The organism is Flavobacterium faecale, assembly GCF_003076455.1.
Lineage (GTDB): Bacteria > Bacteroidota > Bacteroidia > Flavobacteriales > Flavobacteriaceae > Flavobacterium > Flavobacterium faecale.
In genome coordinates this window covers 225,099-245,655 of record NZ_CP020918.1, presented here as the reverse complement: position 1 = coordinate 245,655, position 20,557 = coordinate 225,099, and the positions used below count along the sequence as shown (strand labels likewise).

Here is a 20,557-nt window from a genome sequence, read left to right as displayed (position 1 = left end):
CATCAAGCAAATTATATTCATTAATCTAAACCAGAGTTGTTTTTACTATTTATAAGTTAAAAATGCCTACATTAGAAGTTAGAAAACCAACATGAAAATTTTATGTTGGTTTTTTAATTTATTTTCTAACCTTATGCGCTAAATAAAGTACAAAATGACTTTAGAAACAATTTTAAAAAATCAAGAAAACGTAAAAGTTATTGATTTAAAATTTGATTACAACTCTTATTATCCTTTAGATTTATCTGTTACAAATGCTAATTTGGATACGGTTTCGTTGACTAATGCGGATGAATTTGAGTCTTACATCAATTCGTATTTAGCGGCAAACAAGGGTAGTGTTGCCTACGGCGGGTACAATGAAAAACGTAATTTGTACAAGCGAAGTACTGATTTTAAGGACGATCAAACCGAAGAACGCAATATTCATATTGGGCTAGATCTTTGGGTAGAAAAAGGAACAACTGTTTTAGCAGCACTAGATGGAAAGGTTCATAGTTTTGAAAATAATGATAGCTTAGGGAATTATGGTCCCACCATTATCCTGAAACATCGTATAGATAATTGCACCTTTTACACTTTGTATGGTCATTTGTCCCTAGACAGTATTGAGGATATTAAAGTTGGTCAAGAATTTAAAAAAGGCGACAAAATAGCTAGGCTTGGTGGTGCTAGTGTAAACGGGGATTATGCTCCACATTTACACTTTCAAATTATAGCAGATATTGGTGATTACAGTGGCGATTATCCTGGTGTTTGTAGCGCAACAAATCAACAGTTTTATTTGAAAAACTGTCCTGATCCAAATTTATTACTTAAAATTAAACTTTAAAAAGAAAAAATTTATCCTCTTGATCAGTATTCTTTTTTTTTTCTAAAAATTCTAATGTTTTGATCATGCCATCTTGCAATTCTTTTCAGCACAAATCTCTTTTGCATAGCAATGAAAATAGTGTCATTTGTTCCAAAAAGTACAGCTTGTGTTGTGCTTTTTTATTTTATGATGAATTTGTAAATAGGAAATCAAATCTTTCTCTTTAGCCCCGATTGTAGGGGAAATCCTTTTGGGGGTAGCTCCCGATTTTTCGGGATGCCCCCAAAAGATTGAAACGAAAAGCGGGAACAATAATGCCTGATACTGCTAAATATTCTGCTCCTAGAAAAAATAATTATAACATATTTTTATTGTCACTGCTTTTCATTTGTATCCATGACAGGTTGTGGTGACGGTTAGGATTGTAGAGGATGGTGTTTTGGTAAGATGTTTTGTTTGGTTTTTTTATAAATTTTTTGTAACTTACTAGTATATAAACTAATACCATAAAAACATGAAAAACGTAAAATTACTTTTATTCGGACTTGCACTGTTCTCTTTGATGCTGACCTCTTGTAATAAAAAAAGAAACAAATTGGAACAATCTTGGAAAGTTACCGAAGTTGTAGATAAAGTGCCACTGTCAGACTCAATAAAGAAGGATATTCTTGAAAAAGGAAATTTGACTTTTGCTGATAAAGGGATTGTGAATGGGCATTTGGAACGTGATTTTATTGATGGCGTGTATCATTTGAAAGACAAAGGAAAAACGGTGACTATAAAAGATGAGACAGGAACACCGTTTACATTTACAAGTACTATAGACGAGGATCAACTAGTTTTGGAAAATGATGATATAAAATTTGTCTTTTCGAATAAATAGCAAAATCTGCTTCAACAACATAAAAAACCCCAAAAACAAAGCTTGTTTTTGGGGTTTTTGTATGAGTATAATTAGGTGTTTAAAACTGGTCTCCGTTTTTAAACATCTCTTGGTTTACTTCGTCAATATAACCTAGTAACTCCTCTTTACCGATACTTTCGGTTGCTGAGGTTACAAAATATTGGGGCATCTCGGCCCAGTTATTAGCAAACATATTCTTTTTGTAAGCGGCAATGTGCGAGTCTATCTTTGTTTTACTAATCTTATCTGCTTTGGTAAAGATGATGCAAAACGGAATCTCGCTTTCTCCCATATACGACATGAATTCAACATCAATCGCTTGTGCTTCATGACGAATGTCAATCAATACAAAGGCGCAAACTAATTGTTCTCTGTTTTCAAAATAGTCGGTAATAAACTGTTGGAATACAGATTTTGTTTTTTTTGAAACTTTGGCATAACCGTAACCAGGTAAATCGACCAAAAACCAGTTTTTGTTGATTAAAAAGTGGTTGATTAATTGTGTTTTCCCAGGTCTTCCTGAGGTTTTTGCAAGCTTTTTTTGGTTGGTTATCATGTTAATTAACGATGATTTTCCAACATTTGATCTACCTATAAATGCATACTCTGGCAAAAAGTCTTTTGGACATTTGGCAGCATCAGAGTTACTGATTATAAATTCGGCAGTATTAATTTTCATACGCTATGGTATTTATGTAAGGTGCTATCCTCACTTGTATTTAGTTACATATTGGTTTTGATCAACCATTCTTCAAGTACCCTGTTAAACTCATCTGGATGCTCCATCATGGCAGCATGTCCGCAATGATCAATCCAGTATAAGGTAGAGTTGGGTAGTAATTTATTAAACTCTGTTCCCACCTCTGGAGGTGTAACTTTGTCGTTTTTACCCCAAATAATACATGTTTGCACGTGCATTTTTGGTAAATCTTTTGCCATATTGTGACGAATAGCACTTTTGGCGATGGTCAACGTTTTGATCAATTTGATACGGTCGTTTACAGTAGCGTATACTTCGTCAATCAATTCTGGCGTTGCAATTTTTGGGTCATAAAATACATCTTCAGCTTTTTTCTTGATATATTCGTAATCACCTCTTTTTGGGTAGCTGTCGCCCATGGCACTCTCGTACAAACCCGAGCTTCCTGTGATTACCAATCCAGCCACTTTTTCTGGATACATTTTGGTATGGTACAATGCAATATGTCCGCCAAGAGAATTCCCTAACAAAATTACTCTATCAAATCCTTTGAAGGTGATAAAATCTTTTACGTATTTGGCAAAACTCTTCACATTAGTCTTAAGTATGCTTTGGGTATATATAGGCAAGTCTGGAATGACAATTTTATATCCTTTCTCAGAAAAGTAGCTCGCAACACCATCAAAATTGCTCAATCCTCCCATGAGGCCATGCAAAATTACGATAGGCGTTCCCTCTCCAGCTTCGTAGTAGCTGTATCTACCTTCTTTCTTGTAGTATTTTTCCATTTTGTTTAATGCGAATTTCAATTTTCACAAATATAGGATTTATAAAGTAAAAACGAATTTTTGAATATCTTTTTTAAATAGAATCTTTTTCGAAAGGAATAGTGGTAAAAATACTGCATTTTATCTACACATGAAACACCAGTATAAATAGCAAAAAAAGATTAAAAATGTTAAAATGATAAGGATTATTTAAATGTGCTTTTATGGTCTGTGAATATTCTTACCACGGACCATTTTTTAGGCTAATGTGTTGATCGTATATAAATTAGGGGTTGCGGGAGTATTGTGGTTAAACTTATCAACAAAGTGGTAGATAGTGGTATAATGTGGTATAATTTTTTATATTTTTGCTTAGATCAATAGTTAAACAGAAAAGATTGAATACAATTGTAGGAACATATGAGTGCAAAGTTGACGCTAAAGGGAGGGTAATGTTACCTGCACCTTTAAAAAAGCAGTTAACTACCTCACTTCAAGACGGTTTTGTTTTGAAGCGTTCTGTGTTTCAATCTTGTTTAGAGCTTTATCCCATGGAAGAATGGAATTTGATGATGGCAAAAATCAACAAATTAAATCGCTTCGTAAAGAAGAATAATGACTTCATCAGACGTTTTACCGCTGGTGTAAAGATTGTTGAGATTGATTCTTTGGGGCGATTATTAGTTCCCAAAGATTTAGTGGGTTTTGCGAATATTGCCAAAGATGTTGTTTTTTCATCAGCGGTGAATATTGTAGAAATTTGGGACAAAGATTTATACGAGCAATCGATAAATGGAGAAGATATTGATTTTGCAGATTTGGCAGAAGAGGTAATGGGAAATTTAAATGACGACGACAATGGAATATCATAATCCAGTTTTACTACACCAATCAATTGATGGTTTGGATATAAAGCCAGATGGGGTTTATGTAGATGTAACTTTTGGAGGTGGAGGTCACTCAAGAGAAATTTTGAATAGGCTAGGGCCAAACGGAAAACTGTTTGCCTTTGATCAAGATGAAGATGCATTGGCAAATGCTATAGACGATAGTCGATTTGTTTTGATAAATGAGAATTTCCGTTTTATAAAACGGTTTTTGCGTTTTTATGGGGCAAAAGAAGTAGATGGGATTTTGGGTGATCTAGGTGTTTCATCGCACCAATTTGATGTTCCGGAAAGAGGTTTCTCTACTCGATTTGATGCTGACCTAGATATGAGAATGAGTCAGAAAAATGAGTTGAGCGCTTACAAAGTGGTAAATGAATATGACGACGCCAATCTAAGAAGGGTTTTTTATGACTATGGAGAGTTGAAAAATGCACCAGCTTTGTCTCGTACCATTATCGAAGCTAGAGAACAACAACCGATCAAGACAACCGATGATTTAAAAGAGATTTTAGCAAAATATTTGCCTGAGCGTGTTCGAAACAAAGTATTAGCTCAGATTTATCAAGCCATTCGAATTGAAGTGAATCAAGAGATGGATGTTTTAAAGGAGTTTTTGGAACAATCACTTGAGATTTTAAAACCCGAAGGGCGATTGAGTATTATTTCGTATCACTCCCTAGAAGATCGTTTGGTGAAACGTTTTATGAAAAACGGAATGTTTGAAGGGGAACCTGAAAAAGATTTTTTTGGAAACTTTTCAGTGCCTTTCAAAACGGTGGGTAAGTTGATCATTCCAAATGATGCCGAAATCAAAATAAATAATAGAGCGCGATCAGCAAAGCTTAGAATTGCAGAAAAAAAATAAGAATAAAAATGAAAAAAGGAGTTTATAGTCTCTTAAAAGCTAAGTTTCTTATCGATGATGATTCGATGAAAAATTGGCGCTTTATCGTTTTTATTATCATTCTAGCAATTTTTATGATTGCGAATACACAACGATTCGAACAAAAGGTTTTTAAAATAGCCGCTCTTACTAGCGAGGTAAAAGAGTTGCGATCTGAGTTTGTAGATAGACGTTCGCAATTGATGAAGTTACGAATGGAATCGACGGTTTCAGCAAAAATGGTTGCCAAAGAAATTTTTCCTTCTACGGTACCACCAGTAAAAATAAAAGTTAAAAAAGAAGCAGAAAAAGGATTTTTGAAAAAATTATGGCAGTAGAGGACAAAAACATATCATATAGAATGTACCTAGTAGCATTTGGCATCTTTTTGATGGCGATTGCTATTGCTGTGAAATTGACTAATATTCAATGGGTAGAGGGTGATTATTATCGAAAATTAGCCAAAGAAAGAACGGTTCGTAATTTTGTAATCCCAGCCAACAAAGGAAATATTTATTCGTCTGACGGGAGTTTATTAGCAACATCGATTCCGAATTATGCCATTCGTTTTGATGCAGTTGCACCAAAAGCAGAAACTTTCGAAAAAAATGTTGGATCACTAGCAGATTCTCTGGCCTTGATGTTAGGCAAGCCAAGTAGTTATTATCAAAATGAATTGCGTCGTGCAAGAGCCAATAATAACCGTTATTATTTGATTTCTCGCGATTTGAGTTATACGGATTATATCAAAATAAAAGGTTTTCCATTGTTTAAGTTAGGTGCTTACAAAGGCGGAATTATCGTAGAACAAAAAACAGTTAGAGAACATCCAATTGGTAAAATTGCAGAACGTACGATTGGTTACGAACGTCAAACGGGGGAAACTTCTTTTGAAGGTAAAGGGATCGAATGGGCCTACCGCGATTACTTGAATGGTAAAGACGGAAATATTTTAAAACAAAAAATCGCAAAAGGGCAATGGAAACCTATTCGTGATTTGAATGAAGTAGATCCTCAAGATGGATACGATGTGATCTCAACAATAGATGTATATATTCAAGATATCGCACACCATGCTTTATTGAAGCAGTTGGAAGAATTTGAGGCCGATCACGGTTGTGTGGTGGTTATGGAAACAGAGACGGGAGCTGTTAGAGCAATTTCTAATTTAGGAAGAGCAAAAGATGGTAGTTATTATGAAACTACAAATTATGCTGTTGCTGAGTCGCACGAGCCAGGTTCTACTTTTAAACTAGTAGATATGATGGCTTTGCTAGATGATAAAGTGGCTGATACTAGTACGGTATATGACAGTAAAGGTGGTGTAATTAAATATTCGGGTAAATCGGTACGTGATTCACATGAAGGTGGTTACGGAAAAATTTCTTTGGCTCGTGGATTTGAATTGTCTTCAAACACGGTTATGGTACAAGCTGTTTATAATGCCTACAAAGATGAACCATCTCGTTTTGTTAATCATGTGAATTCATACGGATTAAACAAAAAATTGAATATGGATTTTAAAGGTGAAGGACGTCCTTATATTCCGCAACCATCAAATAAAAGTTGGTCCAATATCTCCTTGCCATGGATGGCCTTTGGATATGGTGTTTCGGTGACGCCGATGCAAACTTTGGCTTTTTATAATGCTGTTGCAAATAATGGAGTGATGGTAAAACCGTATTTCGTTTCTGAAATTAAAGAATGGAATAAAACCATCAAAAAAATAGAAACGGAAGTGATTAATCCAAGAATATGTTCGCCAGAAACTATTTTGAAACTGAAAGCAGTTTTGAAAAATGTAGTCAAAAAAGGAACAGGGTCTAAGTTGTATTCGAAAGAGTTCTCGATGGCTGGAAAAACTGGGACGGCGCAGGTTAATTATGGTAGAGACGGTGGGTCTGGTAAATATTACGCATCATCGTTTGTTGGATTCTTTCCTGCTGACCATGCAAAATATTCGTGTATCGTAGTGGTACATAAGCCAAGTACAAAAAATAATAATTATTATGGTGCCGATGTTGCAGGGCCAGTTTTTAAACGTATTGCTCAAAAAATATTCACCGATGTTCCGTCCACAAATGAGATCAAGAACATTAACAAAAAGATTCCAAAACAAGAATCAAGTTATGGTGCATACTACACTAGCGCACAAAAAAAGAATGAAAAAGTACCCAACGTCAAAGGGATGCCGGGTATGGATGCAGTTGCATTATTAGAAAATTTAGGTTTACGAGTGAGAGCAAAGGGTATTGGTAAAGTAAAAAATCAATCCATACTAGCGGGTCAAGAGGTTGTGAAAAATGCAACGATAGCGCTCGAATTATTATAGCAAGTATCATTTATTGAGAATTGAGAAGTAACAGAAACAAAAATGAAGAAAGTATTAAAAGACATATTATATAAGGTAGCCATCGAATCTATTTCAGGTTCAACGGATGTTGCGATCAATAAATTGGAATTCGATTCAAGAAAATTGGAAGCTCATGATGTTTTTGTTGCTATTCGTGGTGCTGTTTCAAACGGTCACGATTTTATACAAAAAGCAATTGATCTTGGTGCTACTGTAGTTGTATGTGATACTTTGCCAACAGTTATGACCGCGGGAATAACGTATGTACAAGTAAAAGACACCAATACGGCATTGGCTTTTATGGCAGCAAATTACTTTGAAGATCCTTCAAAAGATTTAAAGCTTGTAGGTATTACTGGTACAAATGGTAAGACTACCATAGCATCTTTATTGTTTCAATTATTTCAAAAAGCAGGATATAAAGTAGGTTTGATTTCGACTGTAAAAATAGTTGTCGATCAAGTAGAATACAAAGCCACACATACTACTCCAGATTCTATCACAATCAATCATTATTTGACCGAAATGATAGCAGCGGGAGTAACGCATTGTTTTATGGAGGTGAGTTCTCATGGGATTCATCAAAAAAGAACAGAGGCTTTACATTTTACGGGTGGAATATTCACAAATCTTTCACACGATCACCTTGACTATCATGCAACGTTTGCAGAATATAGAGATGTAAAAAAATCATTCTTTGATAATTTACCTTCAACAGCCTTTTCGATCACCAATTTAGATGATAAAAATGGAGCGGTAATGTTGCAAAATACGGTTTCAAAAAAATGTACGTATGCGTTAAAATCGTATGCAAACTATAGAGCTCAAATTTTAGAAAACCAATTATCAGGTTTATTGTTGAAAATCAATGAAAATGAAGTTTGGGTAAAATTAATTGGGACTTTCAACGCTTACAATTTGTTGGCTATTTATGCTGCTGCCATTGAGTTAGGGATGGATAGCTTGGAAGCCCTGCGATTGTTGTCAGATTTAGAAAGTGTTTCAGGGCGTTTTGAATTTATTGTTTCGAAAGATAATATTACTGCCATTGTAGATTATGCTCACACACCAGATGCACTTGATAATGTTTTGAAAACAATCAATGACATTCGTACCAAAAACGAACAGCTAATTACAGTTGTAGGTTGTGGTGGAAATAGAGATGTTACAAAGCGACCAATCATGGGCGGTATTGCAACAGAATTTAGTGACAAAGCTATTTTTACAGCAGATAACCCACGTAATGAAGATCCAGAAGCGATTATTGTCGAAATGGAAAAAGGAGTTGCGGCACACAATTATAAAAAATTATTAACGATCACAGATCGCAAGCAAGCTATTAAAACAGCCTGCCAACTGGCACAAGCAAACGATATTATATTGATTGCCGGCAAAGGACACGAAACCTATCAAGAAGTTAACGGCGTGCGTCACGACTTTGATGATATGAAAACAGTTAAAGAAATTTTAGAGCAATTAGGTAAATAATTGCGAATCAAACCAACATTCAACCGATAGACTATGCTATATTATTTATTTGAATACTTAAACAAAACCTTAGATGTTTCTGGAACAGGAGTTTTTCAGTACATCACCTTTCGATCTGCTTTGGCCTTTATTTTGTCTTTGCTATTGTCTACTATTTACGGAAAAAGAATTATTCTTTTCTTACAAAGACAACAAGTAGGTGAAACGGTAAGAGAGTTGGGTTTGGCAGGTCAAAATGAAAAAGCCGGTACACCAACTATGGGTGGTTTAATTATCATATTTGCTACTTTGATTCCTGTTTTTTTGTTTGCAAAGTTGCAAAATATCTACATCGTATTACTAATTGTAACCACCTTATGGATGGGGACTATTGGCTTTGTAGATGATTATATTAAGATCTTCAAAAAAGATAAAGAAGGTTTAAAAGGAATTTTTAAAGTTTTTGGACAAGTAGGATTAGGAGTGATTGTTGGATATGTATTGTACTTCAGCCCAGATGTAGTGGTACGTACAGATACAGGTACAAGAGATGTTTTTGCACAAGGTACCGAAAACGTAATTTATCCTGCTCCAGTTGAAGAGAAATCAACAGCTACAACAATTCCGTTTTTTAAAAATAACGAATTTGATTATGCTGAGGTACTTGCATGGACAGGTGAAGGATATGAAAAATGGGCGTGGTTGGTATTTATTCCAGTAGTTATTTTTATTATCACGGCGGTTTCCAATGGAGCAAATCTTACTGATGGTATTGATGGCCTCGCTGCCGGTACCTCTGCGATATCGGTCTTGGCACTTGGTATTTTTACCTTTTTGTCTGGTAATATTATTTTTTCGAACTACCTAAACATTATGTATATACCCAACTCGGGTGAGATGACCGTGTTTATTGCGGCTTTTGTAGGTGCATTAGTTGGATTTTTATGGTACAACTCGTATCCGGCATCGGTTTTTATGGGGGATACTGGGAGTTTAACCATTGGTGGAATTATTGCAGTTCTAGCAATTGCAGTTCGAAAGGAAATGTTGATTCCGTTATTGTGCGGAATATTCTTGGTCGAAAATTTTTCAGTAGTACTGCAAGTGAGTTACTTTAAATATACCAAGAAACGATTTGGTGAAGGAAGGCGAATATTTTTGATGTCACCCTTACATCACCATTACCAAAAAAAGGGATATCATGAAAGTAAGATCGTAACTCGTTTTTGGATTGTTGCTATTCTACTCGCTATTTTATCAATTGTGACATTAAAACTAAGATAATATGAGGCTAGTAGTTTTAGGCGGAGGAGAAAGCGGTGTTGGTACAGCCATCTTAGGAAAGAAAAAAGGATACGATGTTTTCGTTTCTGATTTCGGAAAAATAAAAGAGAAGTACAAACAAGTTCTAATAGATAATGAAATTCTTTGGGAAGACGAAAAGCATACAGAAGATTTAGTTCTCAATGCCGATGTAGTTATGAAGAGTCCTGGGATTCCGGACAAAGCGCCAATAATTAAGAAGCTACACGAAAAAGGAATTTCAGTAATTTCTGAAATTGAATTTGCGGCTCCTTTTACCAAAGCAGTTACCATTGGGATTACCGGTAGTAACGGAAAAACGACCACAACAATGCTTACTTATCATCTGCTAAAGTCGGCAGGATTGAATGTAGGATTGGGTGGGAATATTGGTAAAAGTTTTGCTTGGCAAGTGGCCGATGAAGAGTATGATTTTTATGTGTTGGAATTAAGTAGTTTTCAGCTAGACGGAATCGTAGATTACAAACCTCACATTGCTGTGATTACCAATATTAGTCCAGATCATTTAGATCGGTACGATTACAAATACGAAAATTACATTGCTGCCAAGTTTCGAATAACAATGAATCAAACTGAGGATGATTATTTGATTTATGACGCAGATGATGAAGCAATAGCAAACTGGTTACAGAATAATAAAACAAAAGCAAAATTAATTCCTTTCTCACTGTCACAAACATTTGAACAAGGAGCCTTTATACTAAATAATAATATGGAAGTAAGAATCAATCAAGACGAGTTTAAAATGGAAACTAGAGAAATAGCGCTTGAGGGAAAACATAATACGAAAAATGCAATGGCATCAAGTTCTGCTGCAAATATTTTGAACATACGAAAATCAACAATTCGTGAAAGTATGTCAAATTTTCAAGGGGTAGAACACCGTTTGGAGAAAGTATTAAAGATTCAAAACGTACAATATATCAATGATTCAAAAGCTACCAATGTAAATGCAGTTTTCTTTGCATTAGATAGTATGACTACTCCAACGGTTTGGATAGTAGGTGGTGTTGATAAAGGAAACGATTATAATGAACTAATGCCACTTGTACGCGAAAAAGTAAAAGCAATCGTGTGTTTGGGAGTTGATAATAAAAAAATTATTGACGCCTTTGGTAACGTGGTTGATATGATGGTTGAGGTAACAACAATGCGTGATGCAGTTATCATGTCACAGCGCTTAACAGAAAGAGGAGATACCGTTTTATTATCGCCTGCTTGCGCTAGTTTTGATTTGTTCGAAAGTTATGAAGACAGAGGGAATCAATTCAAACGTGCAGTACAAAATTTATAATTGAAAGCATAGCAGTAATAAAGACTAAAAATAATTAGAGTAAAAAAATGAAACAATATTTAAACTATTTAAAGGGTGATAAGGGGATTTGGTCCTTTGTAGCTTTATTGGCGTTGTTTTCGTTTATGCCTGTTTTTAGTGCCAGTAGTAATTTGGCGTATTTAGGTCATGGTACCGGAAATACATTAGGTTATTTACTCAAGCATTTTGGTCATATTATGTGTGGATTCACCATTATATTTTTTGTCCACAGAGTGCCTTATTTATATTTTAGATCCATATCCAAAGTTTTATTGCCCGTAGTATGGGTGATTTTGGGTATTACCATGATAAAAGGAACAGTTATTGGTGGAGCTAATGCAAGTCGTTGGTTGCAAATTCCATTTGTTGGTATATCATTTCAACCGTCAGCTTTTGCTGCCCTGGTTTTGTATGTTTTTGTGGCGCGGTATTTATCAAAAAAGCGAGAAGTTCCTATTGATTTTAAGGAGTCGTTAAAGGAGTTGTGGTTGCCCGTTGGGTTTACATTGGTGTTTATATTGCCATCCAATTTTTCGACAACAGCTTTAATTTTTGCCATGATTTCAATCTTGGTATTTATTGGTAAATATCCGTTGAAATATTTAATGTATATCATCGGTTCAGGAATCGTTTTTTTGGCCTTCTTTGTTTTATTAGCGAAAGCTTTTCCGGAGTCCAAATTCTTTAGCCGTGTTAGTACATGGGAAAGCAGGATAGAAAACTTTACCACAGACAAGCCAGATGAAGATGACTACCAAATCGAAAAAGCTAAGATTGCTATTGCCTCTGGTAAGATTTATGGGTTAGGACCAGGTAAAAGTGTTCAAAAGAATTTTTTACCACAATCATCCTCCGATTTTATCTATGCGATTATAGTTGAAGAATATGGCTTAGTTGGTGGTTTTGGAGTTCTGATTTTGTATTTGTTACTCTTATTCCGATTTGTAGTCGCGGCACACAAAGCCAATACGTTATTTGGAAAGTTGGTGGTAATTGGTTTGGGTTTTCCGATGATATTTCAGGCCATGATTAATATGGCAGTAGCAGTAGAATTATTGCCAGTAACAGGTCAAACGCTACCGTTGATAAGTAGTGGGGGAACCTCAATTTGGATGACTTGTATTGCCTTGGGTATTATAATTGGTGTCACCAAAAAAGAGGAAGAGATTGAAGAAGAACAAAAAGCATCAGCCAAAAGAGACGAAGCTTTGCAAAGAATGATCGATAAGCATTTGGAAGACGAAGAAGCTGTAGCACCTGAAACCTATTCGATAGAAGATACAACAGCAAACCCGATGGCAGCAGTAGCAAATAAATAATAAAAAAATAATAGATAATGAAACCCTATAAATTCATATTAAGTGGCGGAGGAACTGGAGGACATATTTATCCTGCGGTTGCGATTGCAAATGAATTAAAATTGCGTTTTCCTAATGCGGAATTCCTTTTTGTTGGGGCTCAAGATAAAATGGAAATGCAAAAAGTACCCCAAGCAGGATATGCAATCAAGGGGTTATGGATTGCTGGATTGCAGCGTAAGATAACGTTGCAAAACATGATGTTTCCGATTAAAATTGTAGATAGTCTTATCAAATCCAGAAAGATTATCAAAGAATTCAAACCCGATGTAGCCATTGGTACTGGTGGTTTTGCTAGTGGTCCTTTATTGCAAATGGCCAATTCAATGGGGATACCAACTGTGATTCAAGAGCAGAACTCGTTTCCGGGTATAACCAACAAGCTGTTGAGTAAAAAAGCTAGCGCAATATGTGTGGCGTATGAAAATCTAGAACGCTTTTTTCCATCTGAAAAAATGATTTTGACAGGCAATCCTGTTCGTCAAGATTTGATTTCGATTGATGATAAAAGAGAAGAAGGTATCGCACATTTTAAATTAGATAAAAATAAAAAAACGCTTTTGGTGCTTGGTGGTAGTCTTGGTGCTAGACGAGTAAATCAATTAATTGAGAAAGAATTAGAATTTTTCTTGGAGCAGGGTATTCAAATTATCTGGCAATGCGGAAAATTATATTTCGAAGAATATAAAAAATACAATTCGGCCTATGTTCAAGTATTGGCTTTTGTAGAGCGAATGGATCTTGTATACGCAGCTGCAGATGTGATCATATCACGTGCAGGAGCTTCATCGGTTTCAGAATTGTGCATTGTTGGGAAACCAGTGATTTTTATTCCGTCACCAAACGTAGCCGAAGATCACCAAACTAAAAATGCAAAAGCAATTGTAGACAAAAATGGTGCTCTGTTGTTGAAGGAATATGAGCTTGATGAATTGTTTGAAGTTTCTTTCGAAAATTTACTAAAGGATACCGAGAAGCAAAAGCAGCTTAGTCAAAATATAAAACTATTGGCATTGCCAAACGCTACAAAAATGATTGTAGATAGAATTGAAAAATTATTAAAATAACGGATTTAAAAAATCAAAAAGCAAATTTCAAAAGCAAATCACAATTGAAGTTTGAACTTGAATTTACTTTTGAACTTTGAAATTGAAATAGGATATGAACTTAAATCAAATACATAATGTCTTTTTTGTTGGAATCGGAGGAATCGGTATGAGTGCATTAGCGCGATATTTTAAAAATATTGGCAAAAATGTTTCGGGTTACGATAAAACGCCAACGATTTTGACATCTGAATTAATCGAAAACGGAATCGATATTCATTTTGAAGACAGTATCGCATTAATCCCTTCTAATTTCTATGCTGAGAATACATTGGTAATTATTACACCAGCAGTTCCCAAGGCACATTCGCAATGGAACTATTTCTTGGAACGTAATTACAAAGTACTTAAACGTGCCGAAGTATTAGGGTTGATTACAAAAGATACCTTCTGCTTTGCAGTTGCGGGTACACATGGCAAGACCACAACTTCGAGCATTTTGGGACATATTTTATTCGAAAGTGGTGCAGATGTTACAGCTTTCATTGGAGGAATTGTTGAAAATTACAATTCTAATTTGATCGGAAGCGGAAAAACGGTTACTGTGGTTGAAGCAGATGAATTTGATCGTTCGTTTTTACACCTGCATCCCAACATTGCATGCGTGACGTCTATGGATGCAGATCATTTGGATATATACGGTACAAGTGATGAGATCGAAAAATCATTTGTGGAGTTTGCTGATAAAATAGCTGATAGTCGCAATTTGATTGTTACCAAAGATTTACCTCTTGAAGGAATTACAGTCGCGGTAAACGAAACGGCTACTTATAGTGCCGTCAATGTTCGAATTGAAAATAGTGCCTATGTATTTGATGTTGTTACGCCAAAAGGGACTTTGAAAGATTTTCATTTTGCATTGCCAGGACGACACAATTTGATGAATGCGTTGATGGCTATCGCTATGGCAGATATATACGGAACATCTACAGCTGCGATTGCGTCTGCATTGGCTTCTTTTAAAGGAATTAGAAGACGTTTTTCATATCAAATCAAAACGGATGATTTAGTTTATATTGACGATTACGCACATCATCCAACAGAAATTAATGCCGTGCATCAAGCGGTAAGAGAATTGTATCCTGGTAAAAAGGTTTTGGCGATTTTTCAGCCGCATTTATTTAGTAGAACAAATGACTTTGCAGATGATTTTGCAAAAAGTTTATCTGCATTTGATGAGACTATTTTGTTAGAAATATATCCCGCGAGAGAATTACCGATGGAAGGAGTTACATCTACCTGGTTGATGGAAAAGATGGAGTCAGGAAATAAAAAACTGGTTGCCAAGGAGAATTTAATAGCAGCTATTGTAGAAAGTGATGCCGCAATAATCGTAACAATTGGTGCAGGTGATATTGGAGAAATGGTGGGAACGATCAAAAAAGCATTAAATGAAAAGGAAAATTAATTGGGATAATTTAAGATTAATTGTGATGAGTATCGTAGTGATTTTTTTATATTCGTTTACTGCAAATCGCAACGGTAGTCGAAATTTAATCAAATCGTCGGTAGTTTTTATCGGTGAAAATACACTTTTTATCGATAAAGAATCGGTTAATAAATTGTTAATAGAAAATAAGAATAATGCTTCAAGTATTCAAAAAGAAGATTTAGCTTTGAACAAGTTAGAAAATATCTTGAATGCAAACGAGATGATTGAAGAATCTGATGTGTTTGTAAGTGTTGATGGTGTTCTAAAAGCGGTGGTAAAACAAAAGACTCCTGTTGCAAGGGTTTACGATGGAAATCGTTCTTTTTATCTTGATTATGAGGGTACTAAGATGCCTTTGTCTGACAATTTTACTGCTAGAGTTCCTCTTGTTTCTGGACGAATTACCGACCAAAATAAGAAAAAATTAGCCGATTTATTTCGTGTGATTTATGACGATGATTTTTTGAAAAAGAACATCATTGCAATTGAAATTATGCCCAATGGTAGCCTAAAAATGCTGAATAGAGATTTTAATTATCTGATAGATTTTGGAAGTGTGGTAAATGTTGAGCGAAAATTCAGAAATTACAAAGCTTTTTTTCAAAAGGCTGTTTTAGATAGTTCATTGTATAATTATAAGAAAATTGACCTTAGGTTTACACAACAAGTAGTTTGTACTAAATAATAGATTAATGGAAAAAGAGAACATTGCAGTAGGTCTTGATATTGGGACGACCAAGATTGTTGCCATGATTGGTAAAAAGAACGAGTATGGAAAACTCGAGATTTTAGGAGTAGGGAAATCTAAAAGTTTAGGTGTAGCTCGTGGTGTAGTAAATAATATTACACAAACGATACAATCTATTCAACAAGCAGTACTAGAAGCTGAAACCAATTCAGGGTATAAAATAAAAGATGTAGTTGTTGGTATTGCCGGACAACACATACGAAGCATTCAGCATACGGATTATATCAGCAGAAACAATCCTGAAGAAGTGATTGGTAATGACGATATACAAATGTTGATTGATCAAGTCAATAAATTAGCCATGTTGCCTGGTGAAGAAATTATTCACGTATTGCCTCAAGAATTTAAAATTGATGGTCAATCGGAAATAAAAGAACCAATCGGGATGTATGGTGGGAGACTAGAATCTAGTTTTCACGTGGTAGTTGGGCAAGCATCGTCTATACGTAACGTAGGGCGTTGTATTCAAAGTTCGGGTATCGAGTTGTCTGGATTAACCTTAGAGCCATTGGCGTCGTCAGATGCGGTTTTAAGTCAAGAAGAAAAAGAAGCAGGTGTAGCACTTATCGATATCGGTGGTGGAACAACAGATTTAGCCATTTTTAAAGATGGAATCATTCGTCATACAGCAGTAATTCCGTTTGGAGGTAATGTGATTTCAGATGATATTAAAGAGGGTTGTTCGATTATCGAAAAACAAGCAGAATTACTGAAAGTAAAATTTGGATCGGCTTGGCCAGGTGAAAATAGAGATAACGAAATCGTTTCTATTCCAGGTTTAAGAGGTAGAGAACCAAAAGAGATTTCGTTGAAAAATCTTTCGAAAATTATCCATGCAAGAGTAGTGGAGATTATAGAGCAGGTTTTTAATGAAGTGAAAGCATACGGTCATGAGGATCCTCGCAAAAAGTTAATTGCCGGAATTGTACTTACTGGTGGAGGAGCACAACTCAAACACATCAAACAGTTGGTAGAATACATCACCGGAATGGATACTAGAATTGGATATCCAAACGAGCATTTGGCAGGTGATTCAGACGAAGAGTTTTCTAGTCCTTTATATGCAACCGCAGTAGGATTGGTGATGAATAGCATTGAGAACAAAACGCAAAGTGCGGTTCGCATGGAAGAGTTAGTGGCGCCTCCAGCAAGACCAACCTTTTTTCGTGAACAAGTAGCTCCGGTAGCTGTTCAGGAATATGAAAGACCAGAAGAAGTAGTAGAACAACGAGTAGCTCCAAAAGCTAAAGCTGACGAGTCAACAGGAGATAAAATCAAAAGATCATTTTTTGATAAATATGTTGACAAAATCAAAGACTTTTTGGACAACGCAGAATAGGGCTTTGCCCAAAATAGAATAAAGCAATAATAGTTATAAATATCAAAAACCAAATAAAATGATGAGCAACTCAGAATTTGGAAGTATTTCATTTGATTTACCAAAAAATCAATCAAATGTCATAAAAGTAATTGGTGTAGGTGGTGGAGGTAGCAACGCTATCAATCACATGTTCCAACAAGGAATTAAGGGAGTGGATTTTATCGTTTGTAATACCGATTCACAGGCATTACAAAACAGTTCAGTGCCAAACAAAATTCAGTTAGGGGTAAACCTTACCGAAGGTTTGGGAGCTGGAGCAAATCCAGATGTAGGACAACAATCAGCTATTGAAAGTATTGCAGACATCGAGAAGATGTTGGATCGCAATACCAAAATGGTTTTCATTACCGCAGGTATGGGGGGTGGTACCGGTACAGGTGCTGCGCCAGTAATTGCACAATTGGCAAAAGAGAGAGAAATCTTGACTGTGGGAATTGTGACATTGCCATTTACTTTTGAAGGTAAAGTGCGTTTGGAGCAAGCCTTATTAGGTATCGAAAAATTACGTAAACAAGTCGATTCTCTTATCGTTATCAACAATAACAAATTAAGAGAAGTATATGGTAATCTTGGTTTCAAAGCTGGATTCTCCAAAGCAGACGAAGTGTTGGCAACGGCCTCTAGAGGAATTGCCGAAGTAATTACACATCACTACACGCAAAATATCGATTTACGTGATGCTAAAACTGTTTTGTCAAACAGTGGAACAGCAATCATGGGATCTGCTATTTCTGAAGGTGAAAACAGAGCGAAAGAAGCAATCGTTTCAGCTTTGGATTCTCCGTTATTGAATGATAATAAAATTACAGGTGCCAAAAACGTTTTGTTGCTCATCGTTTCTGGCTCAAATGAAATCACATTAGACGAAATTGGTGAAATCAATGACCATATTCAAACTGAAGCAGGTCACAATGCCAATATTATAATGGGTGTTGGTGAAGACGACACGCTAGGTGATGCCATTGCTGTAACTATCATCGCAACTGGTTTTGATATCGAACAACAAAATGGAATCGTAAATACGGAGCCAAAAAAGATCATTCACACACTTGAAGACGAACAAAAAAGTGTGTACAACTTGTCTCAAAATACATTGACAAGTTTTGATTTAAACACAGATGTTCCTGTTACTAAAGAAGAAGATAAAAGAATCGTTTTTGATTTAATTGATGACGAAGTAAAACCAGCTCCGGTACTTGTTGCACCTGTGCCAACTCCAGTTGCTGAAAATAATGATTTAGTTGAAATGTCAGATTTTATTAAAAATCTAGATGTTACTTTTGAAATCGTTTCGCCAATAAAGGATATCGAATTCACGTTCACACAACCAAGAGCTGCAGCACCGGTACAACCAAGAGCAACTGAAAGACAAGAACAGGCTGTTTTTACTTTTGACTTGCCATTAGAAAAACCAAAAGCTGTAGTAAAAGATGTGGTTAAAGAGGCAGATGAAAATGTAGTTTTCGAATTGACTCAAGAAACACGCGAAATCAAAGTAAACGAACCAGTACAATTTGTACCCGTTACTGAGGTGGCTGAAAACGGGATCATCAAATATTCTTTAGAAGAATACATGGATGCCGAAAATGAATTGATGGCTTCAAAACCAGTGGCTAAAGTTGCAGTAGAAGAAATTCCAGCTGAACTAAATATCACGATGAAGCAAGTAGATTTGTCTCAAAAAGAAGAAGTTAGATTCGAAGATATTTCTCCAATGGAGATGACAATCGAAGAAACTTTGAGAATGAGAGCAGACGAAAGACGTAAGAAATTAAAAGAATTCAACTATAAGTTTCATAACAATGTTTCAAAAGTAGAAGAGTTTGAAAAAGAGCCTGCTTACAAAAGATTAGGGATAGATATTTCGAATCAGCAAATCAATAATGCCAACTCTCGTACCTCTGTGGGGAGAGACAGCAACAACGATTTACAGTTACGATCAAACAATTCGTTTTTACACGATAACGTAGATTAAAACGTAACGTTTATTAAAAGCTAACCCGAAAATTTTAGTTAATTTTCGGGTTATTTTTTTTATCTTCGTTGCCAGTTTGGTACTGTTTATTTGGGCCTAATCCAACTGTTCGTTTCAAGATTTTATCGCAAAATGGTTTTTTATTAGTCTTTAAAAGAGCTTCCTTCGGTCGCTTTTTAAACCCTATAGAAAATCCATTTTCTCTCAAAATGCTTTTCACTACCATCTGGGGCATAATAAATATTCAGTACATAATAGTCAATATAAAAAATATAAAAAATCATAATTATGAGTTTAGCAGCAAACATCATGGACAATATCAAAACTGCCATGAAAGCCAAAGATACAGTAGCATTAGAAGCATTAAGAGCCATCAAATCTGAATTACTGTTAGCGCAAACCGCTACAGGTACCAAAGAAGAAATTTCAGAAGACGAAGAGGTGAAATTGCTACAACGTTTGGTAAAAACAAGAAAAGAAAGCGCAAGAATCTATACAGAACAAAACCGTCCAGACCTTGCTGAACCAGAATTGGCGCAAGTAGCTGTAATTGAAAAATTCTTACCAGCACAATTGAGTGAAGAAGAAGTTGAAACAATCATCGCAAAAATCATCGCAGACTCTGGAGCATCAGGAATCGCTTCTATGGGAAAAGTAATGGGATTAGCATCTGCACAACTAGGAGGAACTGCTGAAGGAAAGACGATCTCTTCCATTGTGAAGAAGCTTTTGGTTTAAAATATAAATTGCTTAAATTAGAGTAAGGGTGCTAAGATTTTTTAATCTAAAATCGTTGATCTAAAATTTGCAATGGTAAAGGCTGTGTAGTTCAACTGGATAGAATATCAGATTTCGACTCTGAGGGTTGCAGGTTCGAACCCTGTCGCGGCCACAAAAAGTGCCTATTTAATAGGCTTAACGTAGATTTTGCTACGCATTTGCTACACATAGATTGAAAAATGCCTTATGTAGTATAGTTTTTATGTGTTTTCTAAATCAATTTTTATACAATAGTTAAAACGGTAGTTGTGCAGGCTACCGTTTTTTTTATTTCATTAAGTTTTACGCCTCGCGCGTGCGCGTATTGTTTTAATTTTTTAAATTAGTTGATACACTCGATTAGGTTTTAATATTTCTTGAA

Annotated in this window: 18 protein-coding genes and 1 tRNA gene; 17 read left to right on the top strand and 2 right to left on the bottom strand. The window is 35.5% G+C overall.

The window, feature by feature from the left end; all coding sequences use genetic code 11:
* Positions 1-154 precede the first annotated feature (154 nt).
* Positions 155-832 carry a peptidoglycan DD-metalloendopeptidase family protein gene (locus FFWV33_RS01135; protein ID WP_108739192.1) on the top strand — a complete coding sequence of 226 codons (678 nt, stop codon included), beginning with the start codon at positions 155-157 and terminating at the stop codon, positions 830-832.
* A 496-nt stretch (positions 833-1,328) separates the two neighbouring features.
* Positions 1,329-1,697, top strand: a complete 369-nt coding sequence (locus FFWV33_RS01130; RefSeq protein WP_108739191.1) for a hypothetical protein — start codon at positions 1,329-1,331, stop codon at positions 1,695-1,697.
* 79 nt (positions 1,698-1,776) lie between these two features.
* Here FFWV33_RS01130 and yihA read toward each other — a convergent pair whose 3' ends face one another.
* Both yihA and FFWV33_RS01120 read right to left on the bottom strand, forming a co-directional pair.
* Entirely contained in the window at positions 1,777-2,397 is a 621-nt protein-coding gene (gene yihA / locus FFWV33_RS01125) for a ribosome biogenesis GTP-binding protein YihA/YsxC (protein WP_108739190.1), read from the bottom strand.
* Between the two features lie 44 nt (positions 2,398-2,441).
* Positions 2,442-3,206, bottom strand: a complete 765-nt coding sequence (locus tag FFWV33_RS01120) for an alpha/beta fold hydrolase (protein WP_108739189.1) — start codon at positions 3,204-3,206, stop codon at positions 2,442-2,444.
* A gap of 377 nt (positions 3,207-3,583) precedes the next feature.
* Here FFWV33_RS01120 and mraZ point away from each other — a divergent pair, with 377 nt between their 5' ends.
* The 15 genes from mraZ to FFWV33_RS01040 all read left to right on the top strand — a co-directional run bounded on the left by mraZ (position 3,584) and on the right by FFWV33_RS01040 (position 20,308).
* Entirely contained in the window at positions 3,584-4,057 is a 474-nt protein-coding gene (gene mraZ / locus FFWV33_RS01115; protein ID WP_108739188.1) for a division/cell wall cluster transcriptional repressor MraZ, read from the top strand.
* Entirely contained in the window at positions 4,032-4,940 is a 909-nt protein-coding gene (gene rsmH, locus FFWV33_RS01110) for a 16S rRNA (cytosine(1402)-N(4))-methyltransferase RsmH (protein WP_211316282.1), read from the top strand. Before mraZ ends, rsmH begins: the two co-directional genes overlap by 26 nt.
* 8 nt (positions 4,941-4,948) lie before the next feature.
* Complete coding sequence (locus tag FFWV33_RS01105; protein ID WP_108739186.1) at positions 4,949-5,296, top strand: FtsL-like putative cell division protein; 348 nt, start codon at positions 4,949-4,951, stop codon at positions 5,294-5,296.
* Positions 5,287-7,290, top strand: coding sequence for a penicillin-binding protein (locus FFWV33_RS01100; RefSeq protein ID WP_108739185.1), 2,004 nt, complete (start codon positions 5,287-5,289; stop codon positions 7,288-7,290). The genes FFWV33_RS01105 and FFWV33_RS01100 overlap by 10 nt, the downstream gene beginning before the upstream one ends.
* Before the next feature lie 42 nt (positions 7,291-7,332).
* Positions 7,333-8,799, top strand: a complete 1,467-nt coding sequence (locus FFWV33_RS01095) for a UDP-N-acetylmuramoyl-L-alanyl-D-glutamate--2,6-diaminopimelate ligase (protein WP_108739184.1) — start codon at positions 7,333-7,335, stop codon at positions 8,797-8,799.
* Positions 8,800-8,832: 33 nt separating this feature from the next.
* Positions 8,833-10,062 carry a phospho-N-acetylmuramoyl-pentapeptide-transferase gene (mraY, locus tag FFWV33_RS01090; protein WP_108739183.1) on the top strand — a complete coding sequence of 410 codons (1,230 nt, stop codon included), beginning with the start codon at positions 8,833-8,835 and terminating at the stop codon, positions 10,060-10,062.
* 1 nt (position 10,063) lies between these two features.
* Positions 10,064-11,395 carry a UDP-N-acetylmuramoyl-L-alanine--D-glutamate ligase gene (gene murD / locus FFWV33_RS01085; RefSeq protein ID WP_108739182.1) on the top strand — a complete coding sequence of 444 codons (1,332 nt, stop codon included), beginning with the start codon at positions 10,064-10,066 and terminating at the stop codon, positions 11,393-11,395.
* A gap of 47 nt (positions 11,396-11,442) precedes the next feature.
* On the top strand, positions 11,443-12,735 hold the full coding sequence (locus FFWV33_RS01080) for an FtsW/RodA/SpoVE family cell cycle protein (RefSeq protein ID WP_108739181.1): 1,293 nt from the start codon (positions 11,443-11,445) through the stop codon (positions 12,733-12,735).
* 17 nt (positions 12,736-12,752) lie between these two features.
* A complete protein-coding gene (gene murG / locus FFWV33_RS01075) occupies positions 12,753-13,841 on the top strand; it encodes an undecaprenyldiphospho-muramoylpentapeptide beta-N-acetylglucosaminyltransferase (protein WP_108739180.1) in 1,089 nt (362 codons plus the stop codon).
* 94 nt (positions 13,842-13,935) lie between these two features.
* Positions 13,936-15,288, top strand: coding sequence for a UDP-N-acetylmuramate--L-alanine ligase (gene murC, locus FFWV33_RS01070; RefSeq protein WP_108739179.1), 1,353 nt, complete (start codon positions 13,936-13,938; stop codon positions 15,286-15,288).
* Positions 15,272-15,997: a cell division protein FtsQ/DivIB gene (locus tag FFWV33_RS01065; RefSeq protein ID WP_170111531.1), complete on the top strand. Its 726-nt coding sequence runs from the start codon at positions 15,272-15,274 to the stop codon at positions 15,995-15,997. The genes murC and FFWV33_RS01065 overlap by 17 nt, the downstream gene beginning before the upstream one ends.
* Positions 15,998-16,004: 7 nt before the next feature.
* Complete coding sequence (gene ftsA, locus FFWV33_RS01060) at positions 16,005-17,399, top strand: cell division protein FtsA (protein WP_108739178.1); 1,395 nt, start codon at positions 16,005-16,007, stop codon at positions 17,397-17,399.
* 58 nt (positions 17,400-17,457) lie between these two features.
* The gene (gene ftsZ, locus FFWV33_RS01055; protein ID WP_108739177.1) at positions 17,458-19,416 is read left to right on the top strand and encodes a cell division protein FtsZ; all 1,959 of its coding nucleotides are present in this window, start codon (positions 17,458-17,460) and stop codon (positions 19,414-19,416) included.
* 288 nt (positions 19,417-19,704) lie between these two features.
* Positions 19,705-20,154 carry a GatB/YqeY domain-containing protein gene (locus FFWV33_RS01045; protein WP_108739175.1) on the top strand — a complete coding sequence of 150 codons (450 nt, stop codon included), beginning with the start codon at positions 19,705-19,707 and terminating at the stop codon, positions 20,152-20,154.
* An 80-nt stretch (positions 20,155-20,234) separates the two neighbouring features.
* A tRNA-Arg gene (locus FFWV33_RS01040) sits at positions 20,235-20,308 on the top strand.
* Positions 20,309-20,557 lie beyond the last annotated feature (249 nt).